General features: G+C 46.5%; 7 protein-coding genes. 5 read left to right on the top strand and 2 right to left on the bottom strand.

Going from position 1 to position 11,873, the window contains the following annotated elements:
- Positions 1–496: 496 nt before the first annotated feature.
- Together prmA and serA are read right to left on the bottom strand one after the other, a co-directional pair.
- The gene (gene prmA, locus JGK39_RS29485; protein ID WP_293260938.1) at positions 497–1,387 is read right to left on the bottom strand and encodes a 50S ribosomal protein L11 methyltransferase; all 891 of its coding nucleotides are present in this window, start codon (positions 1,385–1,387) and stop codon (positions 497–499) included.
- A 333-nt stretch (positions 1,388–1,720) separates the two neighbouring features.
- Entirely contained in the window at positions 1,721–3,304 is a 1,584-nt protein-coding gene (gene serA, locus JGK39_RS29490) for a phosphoglycerate dehydrogenase (RefSeq protein ID WP_293260941.1), read from the bottom strand.
- A 286-nt stretch (positions 3,305–3,590) separates the two neighbouring features.
- Here serA and JGK39_RS29495 point away from each other — a divergent pair, with 286 nt between their 5' ends.
- From JGK39_RS29495 to JGK39_RS29515, 5 genes are all read left to right on the top strand, one after another.
- Positions 3,591–4,097 (top strand): hypothetical protein, encoded by a 507-nt coding sequence (locus tag JGK39_RS29495; RefSeq protein ID WP_293260944.1) that lies wholly within the window; start codon positions 3,591–3,593, stop codon positions 4,095–4,097.
- 98 nt (positions 4,098–4,195) lie between these two features.
- Positions 4,196–4,786: a Uma2 family endonuclease gene (locus JGK39_RS29500; protein ID WP_293260947.1), complete on the top strand. Its 591-nt coding sequence runs from the start codon at positions 4,196–4,198 to the stop codon at positions 4,784–4,786.
- A 394-nt stretch (positions 4,787–5,180) separates the two neighbouring features.
- Positions 5,181–8,453: a DEAD/DEAH box helicase gene (locus tag JGK39_RS29505; RefSeq protein ID WP_293298458.1), complete on the top strand. Its 3,273-nt coding sequence runs from the start codon at positions 5,181–5,183 to the stop codon at positions 8,451–8,453.
- 15 nt (positions 8,454–8,468) lie between these two features.
- Positions 8,469–9,293, top strand: a complete 825-nt coding sequence (locus tag JGK39_RS29510) for an SWIM zinc finger family protein (RefSeq protein ID WP_293260953.1) — start codon at positions 8,469–8,471, stop codon at positions 9,291–9,293.
- 743 nt (positions 9,294–10,036) lie between these two features.
- Positions 10,037–11,740 (top strand): lipoxygenase family protein, encoded by a 1,704-nt coding sequence (locus tag JGK39_RS29515; RefSeq protein ID WP_293298461.1) that lies wholly within the window; start codon positions 10,037–10,039, stop codon positions 11,738–11,740.
- Positions 11,741–11,873: the final 133 nt, after the last annotated feature.

Genomic DNA, 11,873 nt, shown 5'->3' on the forward strand with positions numbered 1-11,873 from the left:
AATTTAATGTTTTAGGCATTAATAAGGCCCTATATGACTCCTTGATTACCTACCGGAACTGATCTACACTAACTATGTTATTCTACCACAGATATAGTCGGGAGCATCTCAGTTTTGCATTTACAGTGCTGTCGGGATCTCAAAAGAGGTTCGTAGTACGTCAGTAGAGTCCGCTCTTTAAAAAATGGTTATTGCCAAACTGAGATGCTCCCATATAGTCTGTCTACTTACGCCGAGCTGTACTAGCTGACGCACCCTACAAATTACTTTAGTCCTCTCTCGCGGTCAGAAGAAGGACTAAAGTCCTTAGTACAAACTTAATATATTTTTTATATCTTAATTGTTCTGCTGCAATTACTTACTATGTTACCCAACTTCTGTAAGGTGCGTCAGCTAATATCTGATTGATTGTGAATTGAATTATCCTAGCTGACGCACCCTACAAATTACTACAAACCTTGAAGAAGGACTAAAGTCCTTACTACAAACCTTATTATTAACTGCGTCGAATATTGAAACAGCACCAATCTTCGCGTTTCCACAGAGTAGCGACAATCCAGCCGTGCTGTTCGAGGGTGTCTGCAATTGGTTTAGCTTGTTCGAGCAAAATGCCGCTGAGAACGGCCCAGGTAGTCGGCTTGCTAAGGGCGGTGAACTGCGGGATTAAATCTATGATTACTTCTGCTAAAATATTGCACATCAAACCGTCGATCGGACCGCCGGTCATTTGGATGAGCCGATCGATACTTCCGAGTTCTGCAACCAACTGCTGCGGTTTAACGCGGTTGAGCTGTCGGTTGCTAATTGTCGATCGCACTGCCAAGGGGTCTGTATCCAAAGCATAAACCTTTGTGGCGCCCAGCAACACCGCGCCGATCGACAAAATACCCGATCCGCAGCCGATATCAGCAACAATGCACTTGCTGTCGTCAAAACCGAGACGCATTTCCAGCGACTCCAAACACAGTTGAGTCGTAGCGTGAGCGCCCGTACCGAAAGCGACACCGGGATCTAAACGCAAGACTAGGCGATCGGTATCAGTCGGTGGGGGAAGCCAAGCCGGATTAATTAAAAAGCGATCGCCCACTTCTTGAGGCTGCCACTGCTGCTTCCAAGTGCTGCCCCAGTCTTCATCTTCTATCAAATCCCACTGCATCGCAGGCAACGGCAAACCCGCACACAAAGCATCTTGGCGCAGCCACAAAGACAGGGCCGCCAAATCCAACAATCCCGCTTGTTCCTCGGGCAAATAAGCCGACATCAGGCAGGAATTGCTTTTAATCTGAGTAGCAGTTCCCCGACAGTTAAACCGTTCCAGGCGCCAAAAGATGATATCTTCCAGCGCCGGATCGCAAAGAATTCTAATTTCCCACCAGCTATGTGCCATGACTATTTTAGATTTTAGATTTTAGATTTTAGATTGACCCGTCAGGAACTGGATACTGGGAACTGGAGAGTGAGGAATGAGGATTGACTAATAGAAAAATTCCAGCTTTTTTGCCAATTAACAATGACCAATCACCCATTACTAATTATCAGTCCTTGCATCCAAAATCTAAACTCCAAAATCCTTCAAAGAGTTACCGTCTAACGATTTTAGATTTTAGATTTTAGATTTTAGGTTCCCAGAATCTAAAATCTAAAATCCTTTAAAGAGTTACCGTTTAACGATTTTAGATTTTAGATTTTAGATTGGGGAACCTAAAAAATCTAAAATCCTTTAAAGATTCACCGTGTAAGCATCCCGAATCCCAGGGACTTTGATAATTTCAGCCAATATACCCTCTGGTAGAGGGTCATCAAGGCTCAAAACCATCACTGCATCGCCTCGCACGATTTTACGGCCTACTTGCATACTGGCAATATTGACATTAAAACTGCCCAATTGGGAACCAATTTTGCCAATAATCCCCGGCATATCGCGGTGCAGGGTAAACAGCATGTGGTGAGTCGGGCAAACGTTGACGGGGAAATCGTCTACGCTGGTAATCCGAATTTCGCTTTCGCCGAGGACTGCACCCGTGACTGTGTGTTCGCCGAGAGTTCCTTTGGCCGAGAGGCGCAGAGAGCCTGTGTAGTCGCGAATTGAGGCGTCTCTGGTTTCTACGACGCGAATTCCGCGTTCTTTGGCTTCAATGCTGGCGTTGACGTAGTTAACGCGCTCTCGCAGGGCTTGGGAGAGCAGGCCTTTGAGAGAGGCGACGACTACGGGCTGGCTTTGGTTGCTGGCCAATTCGCCTTGGAGTTGGACGTTGAGGTAATCGACTCGGCCTCCGGCTAGCTGGCTGACGAGGTTCCCGAGGGTTTCGGCGAGTTGCAGGTATGGTTTGAGTTTTTCGATCGAATCTGGGAAGATTCCTGGGATGTTAACAGCCGATCGCGCCGGCAATCCCAACAACACATCGCGAATTTGTTCAGCAACGTCGATCGCCACATTTACTTGAGCTTCCGCCGTAGAAGCACCCAAGTGAGGCGTCAGCACGATATTCTGGCCGACATTCCGCAGCGGAGAATCAGCTTCTAGCGGCTCGTGTTCGTAAACATCCAAAGCTGCGCCGGCGATCTGACCTGATTTGATAGCTTCTGCGAGGGCTGCTTCGTCGATGATGCCACCTCTAGCGCAATTAATTATCCGGGCCGTGGGCTTCATCTTCGACAGCACGTCAGCGTTAATTAAGTGCAGAGTTTCCGGCGTTTTGGGGATGTGCAGGGTGATGTAGTCGGATTCGCGCATCAACAGTTCGAGCTCTACCAAGCGGCAGCCCAACTGTTCGGCTCTTTCAGTGGAGATGAAGGGATCGTAAGCGAGCAGTTTCATGCCCATGGCTTTGGCTGTGGCGGCGAGGTGGGAGCCAATTTTGCCCAAACCGACGATACCGAGGGTTTTTTTGTAAACTTCTACGCCGATAAAGCGGTTGCGCTCCCATTTACCGCCTTTGACGGAGGCGTTGGCTTCGGGGATGTGGCGGGACATTGAGAGCATCATGGCGATCGCGTGTTCGGCTGCGGCGATCGTGTTGCCTTCGGGGGAGTTGACGACTACAATTCCTTTGCGGGTAGCGGCGGGTACATCGACATTATCTACGCCAACTCCGGCTCTACCGATGATTTTGAGTAGATTTCCAGCTTCAATGATTTCTTTGGTAACTTGAGTGCCAGAACGGATCATTAAAGCATCGTAATCTGGAATAATTCGCACGAGCTCTTCGGCTGAGAGTCCTGTGTTTACGTCAACTTGTGCGACTTGGGAGAGGATGTCAATTCCGGCTTGGTCGATCGGATCGGATACTAGAACTTTAGGCATAGCAAGCAATTGAGTGCAATAGTAAAAATAGCCCTGTTGGCGAGCTCAAAGTTGAGACTTATGACTTAGAGCAGAATCTAACAGCTCAGCTCAAGCTTGCCTTTGTGCAGTTTGAATTGTATCCGTATTCGGTCAAGGTCGGTCATTTTTGCGTGAAATATTTTACCTTTGCGGGCGATCGTCCTGGGCGATCGTCTTAAAAACGCCCAATTGCTTAGCTAGCAAGTCTTTTCAGGCTATAATAAATTCCGGGTATTGAAGCCTAACTATCAGGAATTATTGTCAAATGAATTATCTTATCGCCGTACTGCCCGATCGAATGCAAGCCGAAGCTGCCTATTGCGCCCTCGAAAAAGAAGGCTTACCCATGAAGCAAGTCAGCATTTTGGGACGCGGCTACAAAACTGCCGATGAATTTGGCTTGATCGACCCCAACCAGCAAGCAAAGAAACAAGCTAAACTCATGGCTGTTTGGCTGATACCGTTTGGCTTTATTGCCGGCGTTACCTTCAGCTTGATGACAGAGTTGAAGACTTTTGCATGGGCGGGCGAAATTGGCGATCACGCGATCGGCGGAGTGCTAGGTGCGATCGCGGCCGGGATGGGCAGCGTTTTTGTCGGCGGTGCGGGAGGAATGGCCTTTGGTAGCGGCGATGCTTTGCCCTATCGCAACCGTTTGAATGCAGGAAAATTTTTGATTGCAGTTAAAGGTACTGACGCTTTAACCGAGAAAGCTGCTAATATTTTGCAGCAGTTTGAACCGGAAAATATGCAAGGTTATACAGAGACTTAGTTATTTGTTGACTGTTAACTGTTGGCGGTTAACTGTTAACTGTTGGCGGTTAACTGTTAACTGCTGACAGTTTACTTGTGTAATATTTAGAGGCAGTTATGGAATCACAAACTATCCCACTACATTCTCCGCTAGAATTAACAATCGAGCTAACTGACGAACAATTTTTTCAGTTGTGTCAAGAAAACCGGGATTTAAGATTTGAGCGCACTTCTACTGGAGAACTAATTATTATGCCACCTGCCAGTAGCGATACTGGCAGGCGGAATGCGGAGTTAAGTTTTCAAGTCCAAGGTTGGAGCCGTCAAAATAAACATTTGGGAATTGCGTTTGATTCTTCAACTGGATTTAAACTTCCAGACGGTGCAGATATTTCTCCCGATGCTGCTTGGATTCGGCGCGACAGATGGGATGCTTTAACTCCCGCAGAAAAAGAGAAATTTGCACCAATTTGTCCCGATTTTGTGGTGGAATTGCGATCGACCACCGATTCCCTAGAAAAATTGCGGGCTAAAATGAGATTGTACATGAAAAATGGATCTCGTTTGGGCTGGTTGCTCGATCGCAAAAATCGGCAAGTCGAAATCTCCCGTCAAGGTAGAGAAGTAGAAATTTTAGATGCACCTCGAACTGTCTCCGGCGAAGATGTACTGCCCGGTTTTGTGTTGGATTTAACTGAGATTTTCTAGATTTATAAAAAGACTCGGCGGTTTCAACCGCGTCTATACAAGCAAAACCTGCCTCCGCAGGTTGTTAAAAAAGCCTCGGCGGTTGAAACCGCATCTATACAAGCAAAACCTGCCTCCGCAGGTTGTTAAAAAAGCCTCGGCGGTTGAAACCGCGTCTATACAAGCAAAACCTGCCTCCGCAGGTTGTTAAAAAAGCCTCGGCGGTTTCAACCGCGTCTATACAAGCAAAACCTGCCTCCGCAGGTTAAAGATAGCGCGGTAAAATTACGTTATTTTCTCTTAAGTCCGCGCACCATCCGGACATCGTTTGTATAGCAGCGGTTTCAACCGCCGTCCTATCTTTTGACTAACTCATGATATGATAGGCTCCCAAAGGTTGCGTTTGGTATAACCTATGAAAATCCTCCACGGCACTTGGATTCCTGAAACACAAGAGAATTTTATTCAACCTGGAACGTTTTATATTTGGGTTGAAACCACTGAAAAGAAAAAACAACCTGCTAAGGTTCATCCCCGACAATTGAAGACGGCACAGTTAACAGAGTTTCTAACAAAAGAAGCCGGGATTCAACTGCCACCAGTCAGCAATACAAGTGGGATGGGGCTAGAATACGCGATCGCCCCTCGGTACTTTTTACTGCCCACTGCCGATAACCAGCCGTTACCATCTTTAGAATTAGCGCGATATTTAGAGACAGAATTACCCGAAACATTTGAGTTGGAATATTGGGAAGTTGATTGTGTGTCCATCGCCACCCACACTTTGACTAAAGTATTGAACGATTTGCATTTTTTTGCCCTCTACGATTTAGCAGAAGTTCAGTTTGGTTCAGATTTGCTGTTTTGGTATCACTACACCCAATTTTTTAAGCAAATTGTTCTGAAAGATCATTATATTCCAGCGTTGCGCTACCGAGAAACTGCTCCGATCGCGATCGCACCCATCGAAACATCCGAACCCGCACAGAAAGCCGCGCGCGGGCGCAAGAAAGCGGGCGAAACAAAAACAACCGCAAAGACTGCAAAAACAACTCCAAAAACTGCACCAACCTTTCAGATTTATCCCGGATGGGAAATTGTTTCAGCACACTACGAAACAGAGTTACAACGCTATGTTGAATGGATGCCTTTAGTTTGCGCGTCCGGTTTTAGGAAGATCCTGCTACAAGATACACCAAAGTTCTACGATCGCGAAATGTTGCTGCGGCATTTTTCCGAATGTGCGATCGCCGAAATTGTCACTCAAACCCCCATCCCAGCATCGTTTGAGAATAAGATTGCGGATTCTTTACTCCAAATCTGCCTCAACCAAACACAAAAAATCGCGCGAGTCAGCCTCGAAGAATACCGGCAATGGCAAACCTGGCGCGATCGCATTACCCGCAATCAATCTGCTGACTCATTCTCCCTCTGCTTTCAACTACAATCCCCCGAAAACCCCGAACAGCCTTGGGTTTTAGAGTTTCAGGTTGCTGCAAAACAAGACCCATCTCTGCGGGTGCCGTTGCAGGATTATTGGCGATCGCGATCGACTCAACAAAAACAGTTGCAAAAACAATTCGGTGACAACTTCGAGCAACATTTGCTAACAAATCTCGGCTACGCCGCGCGCATTTATCCCCAACTTTGGCAAGGGCTAGAAACCGACAAGCCCGCTAACATTTCCCTCAACGTAGATGATGCTTTTACCTTCCTCAGCGAGTCCGCTTGGGTATTAGAAGATGCTGGATATAAAGTCATTGTCCCCGCTTGGTGGACGCCGAAGGGACGGCAGCGGGCAAAGATTCGCCTGCAAGTCAAAGGGAAGGGCAGCAAAAGCGCTGCAATCAAGGGTAAAGGATTATTTTCGGCAACTTCCTTGGTGGAATATCAGTATGAATTGGCGATCGGAGGCGAACGGGTTAGCGAACAAGAATGGCAGGCGTTAGTTAATAGTAAAACGCCGTTGGTACAGTTCCGAGGACAATGGATGGAACTGGACAAAGATAAGATGCAGGAAATGCTGAATTTTTGGAAAAAACATCGCGAAGAGAATCCCGATGTCAGCCTAATTGACTTTATGAAGTTGACAGCAGAAGGAGAAGCTAGTGAAGACTTGGAGGTGGAGCGCGATCGGGCTTTATCGGATATGTTGGAGAAGCTGCACGATAAGAGTCGGCTCGAATTAATTACAGATCCAGTCAGTTTTCAAGGCAAACTCCGGGATTATCAAAAACGCGGTGTTTCTTGGTTGAGTTATTTGGAAAGTTTGGGATTAAATGGCTGTCTTGCCGACGATATGGGTTTGGGTAAATCGGCGCAGGTAATTGCTAGATTGTTGCAAGAAAGGGAAGCTTTATCTACTAGCAAAGAAATGGGGAAAGTCAAAGAAAATGCGGTTCCACCCACGCTGCTAATTGCGCCTACCTCCGTAGTTGGCAATTGGCAGAAGGAAATGGAAAAATTTGCTCCGGAATTGCGATCGCTCGTACACCACGGTGCTAAGCGCTTGCAAGATGCCAAAGCATTTAAAGCCGCCGTCCAAGATTGCGATATGTTGATTACTTCCTTTAGCTTGGCGCGCAAAGATGCGAAGCTGTTGAGCAGCGTAGCGTGGCATCGTCTGGTAATTGATGAAGCCCAGAATATTAAAAATCCGAAAGCGGCGCAAACGAAGGCAATTTTAAAGTTACCCGCTACCCATCGACTAGCATTGACTGGAACACCCGTAGAAAATCGCTTGCTGGATTTATGGTCAATTTTTAATTTCCTCAATCCGGGTTATCTGGGGAAAGAGGCGCAGTTTCGGAAAATGTTTGAATTACCGATTCAAAAAAATGGGAGTCGCATCCAATCAGTCGCGCTCAAAAAATTAGTCGAACCCTTCATTCTGCGCCGCCTGAAAACCGATAAGTCGATTATTCAAGATCTCCCCGACAAAGTTGAGCAAAAACTCTACTGCAATCTCACCCGCGAGCAAGCTTCGCTTTATGAAGCCATTGTGAAAGAGATAGAGGAAGAAATTGACGCGGCTGAAGGAATGAAGCGCAAGGGGATGATTTTGGCGACGCTGCTGAAGCTGAAGCAAATTTGCAACCATCCCCGCCAATTTTTGCAGGATGAAAGTGAGTTTACACCAGAGCGATCGCACAAATTGGAACGCCTGATCGAAATGATTGAGGAAGTCAAGGCAGAAGGCGAAAGTTTATTGGTATTTACGCAGTTTACAGAATTGGGAAGTGCGTTAGAAAAATACATCAAACAAACCCTACATTATAACACTTATTACATCCACGGAGGAACGAGTCGCGAAAAACGGGAACGGATGATTTCAGAGTTTCAAGATCCAGAATCAGAACCTTCGGTATTTATTCTATCGCTGAAGGCCGGCGGTGTGGGAATTACCCTAACAAAAGCCAATCACGTGTTCCATTTCGATCGCTGGTGGAATCCGGCGGTGGAAGATCAGGCGACGGATCGGGCGTTTCGGATCGGACAGGAAAAAAATGTCTTTGTGCATAAATTTGTGGCAATTGGCACGTTGGAAGAAAAAATTGACCAAATGATTGAGGATAAAAAGAAATTGGCAGGCTCAATTATTGGTGCTGATGAATCGTGGTTGACTGAGTTGGATAATGAGGCATTTAAGAAGTTAATTAGGCTCAATAAAAATGCAGTTCTAGATTAGGAAAAAATCAAAAATATGTCACAATTTACTCGGACTTGGTGGGGCAATAAATTTATCGAGGGGCTGGAAAGATTTACCGATTCTGGGCGGCTCGGGCGGGGACGTGCCTATGCACGGAATGGTAAGGTAAAGAGCTTTAAAATGAATGATGGCTTAGTGATGGCACAGGTGAGAGGCTCGGTTAATCCTTATTTTGGGGTTTATAAGGAGCCGCTCTACAACACTGAAATTGAGTTTGAGCCGATTAGTCAGGAAAAGTGGAAAGTGGCGATCGCCCAAATGGCATCCAAAGCCAGCTTCATTTCGCGCCTGCTGCTCAACGAAATGCCCGAAAACATTGAAAACGCTTTCTCACCCCTGGGATTGCACCTGTTACCCAGCCGCCGCGAAGACGTTATAACCACTTGCTCTTGCCCCGACTATAGCAATCCCTGCAAACATATTGCGGGAGTCTATTATCTGGTGGCGGCTGAATTGGACAAAGATCCATTTTTGCTGTTTGAATTGCGGGGGCTTTCTAAGGAAGTGCTGCACCGCGAATTGGCAAAAACGCCTTTGGGAATGGCGCTTTCTGAGGAATTAACGGCGGATGCAGCGGCCCCTGTGGCGGTGGATTCCTATTACACGCGGGCGATCGCCAATGAGACGCCAACCGTCAGCCTGAGAGAGTTTTGGCACGGTGCGAAGCGGTTGCCGCAGACGATTGATGTGGGAGTACAAAGTGGCGTAAGTGCGATCGTGGTAAAGAAGCAGGGAGATTTTCCGCCGTTTTGGGAGAAGGATGGTTCGTTTATTGAGGCGATGGAAGAGCTCTATATGCGGGTGAAGAAGAATAAGTAGTAGGCGTGGGGCGTTATTTTACTGCTGCTCTCTCATTGGTCATTCACGTTATTAATTAATAGCAAGAAAGGAAAATCGCTGCAACAATATTGGCAGGGTGTGGAGCCATCGATAGTATCGAAAACAAGACGGAAAATCGAGCGAGCGACGCACCAACGACAATATTTGAGTAAACAAACTCGACTAAGAGTATTGTAGCAAGAATTTGTGTAGCCTCCAATTCTATTACTAATTCACTATTCTTCAGTTTTGAGATGTTCCAATTCCCTATCTAAAGTCAAAGAAATCATTTTCGGCTCCGACGGGAGCATTCTGGCTCGTATCATACCCTAATTCAGCAACGCCCAAACTTCATTATTGTTAGATAACCGAACAGGAACTCATTGCTTCTAATAGTCGTTGGCAAAAATCATGAGGCAGTACGTTGACTTGAACGAAGAGAAACTGAAGCTACTGTTGCAGAAATTCTTTGAATTAGGATAAATTTCCCTTTGAGCTATGGATTTGAGGGCGGGGCGAAGCTTGACTGAGCATCCCAAAATCCCCGTGCTTGGATCTCTGCGACTGATACCAGCAAGATAAGTCGAAACTGTCCGGAGCGCCCTTACCTATCTGCGAACTATGATTGTACCAAGTTCTCTTATACCGTCACAAAACTTAGTTCATCCCATCCTCGTTTTATGGTAATTTTTACCTATATGTTACTAAAAAACCAGGGTGAAATTTGATAAATGGTAAAAATCATGAAACCTTCCCTTCCTCAAGACGATGCGAACAAACAACAGCGCAGCGATTACTTAAATCGCCAGCAACAAGATTACCAGTTTGACTATAACAGTTTATCACCTTTGGCATTATTAAAAAGCGTGCCAGCGGTCGAGAATTTTTCGAGCGATTATGTTGGAGAACGGATATTAGCAACCTCTGAACTTCCTGTAAATATGCTGGCAGTTAAGGCGAGATCTTTTCTAGATCCTCTCGACGAGCTCCAAGACTATGAAGACTTCTTTCCCGTGATCCGGCTGCCTCAAGTTGCCAAGACTTACCAAACCGATCGCTCTTTTGCCGAACAGCGCTTGTCAGGTGCCAATCCGATGGTGCTTCGTCTCTTAAGTGCCACTGACCCCCGGGCAGAAATCGTCACAAAACTCGACAGCAAGCAGCCATTATTGGAACTGCCCAGACTCTTACGGGAAAAAGGTATTTACATTGCCGACTACACAGGTACCGATCCAAACTATCGCGCACCTTCTCGAATTCAAGGAGGCACCTACGAAAAGGGGAGAAAATACTTACCGAAACCCCGTGCTTTCTTCGCTTGGCGGTGGACGGGAGTGCGCGATCGCGGTGAAATGGTACCCATTGCGATCCAACTAGACCCCAAACCGGGCAGCCATGTCTACACGCCGTCCGATCCGCCACTCAATTGGTTTTTTGCCAAACTCTGCGTGCAAGTAGCAGATGCCAATCACCACGAAATGAGTTCGCATTTAGGTCGAACCCATCTTGTCATGGAACCGATCGCGATCGTCACAGCCCGACAGTTAGCTGAAAATCATCCCCTCAGCCTACTGCTCAAACCCCACTTTCGCTTCATGTTGACCAACAACAATCTCGCACGCACCCAGCTAATCGCCCCTGGAGGCCCCGTCGATGACTTGCTGGCAGGAACCTTGCCAGAGACAATAGAGATAAGTAGAGAAGCCTGCACTAACTGGAGTCTGGATCAATTTGCCTTCCCAACCGAACTAAAAAATCGCGGAATGGACAACACAACTCAACTACCTCACTATCCTTACCGAGATGATGGATTGCTGCTGTGGAACGCAATTAAAACCTTTGTCTCCGGCTATCTCAAATACTTTTACCCGACAAAGCAGAAACTTACCGATGATACCGAACTGCAACGTTGGGCCCAAGAATTATCCTCCCAGACAGGAGGTAAAGTCAAAGGAATGCCACCGCGCATTGACGATGTTCAACAATTGATTGATATTGTCACAACAGTAATTTTTACCTGCGGGCCCCAGCATTCTGCTGTGAATTATACCCAGCATCAATACATGAGTTTTGCTGCCAATATGCCTTTGGCTGCCTACCGCGATATTCCAGCAATTACCAAGTCAGAAATTCCCGAAGTAATTACGGAAATGAAAATTTTACAGTTGCTTCCGCCCTACAAAAAAACTGCCGAGCAACTGCAAATTTTGTTTACTCTGTCAGCTTATAAATATGACCGTTTGGGTTATTACGATCGCTCTTTCCGAGAGCTCTACCGTGCCACCTTCGACGAAGTTTTTGAAGGTACTCCGATCCAACAGTTAGTCAGACAGTTCCAGCAAGATTTGAATATGGCTGAACAGAAGATTGATCAGAACAATAAAAAGCGAGTAGTGCCATATATTGCTCTCAAACCTTCTTTAGTGATCAATAGCATCAGCATCTAATATCGTGTCCGATCGATTGAACGCAATCAGATTAGTTGGTAGTGCGGACTTGAGTCCGCTGAGATTGGTTGGTAGTGCGGACTTGAGTCCGCTGAGATTGGTTGGTAGTGCGGACTTGAGTCCGCTGAGATTG

Source organism: Microcoleus sp. PH2017_12_PCY_D_A (genome assembly GCF_020738565.1).
GTDB lineage: Bacteria > Cyanobacteriota > Cyanobacteriia > Cyanobacteriales > Microcoleaceae > Microcoleus.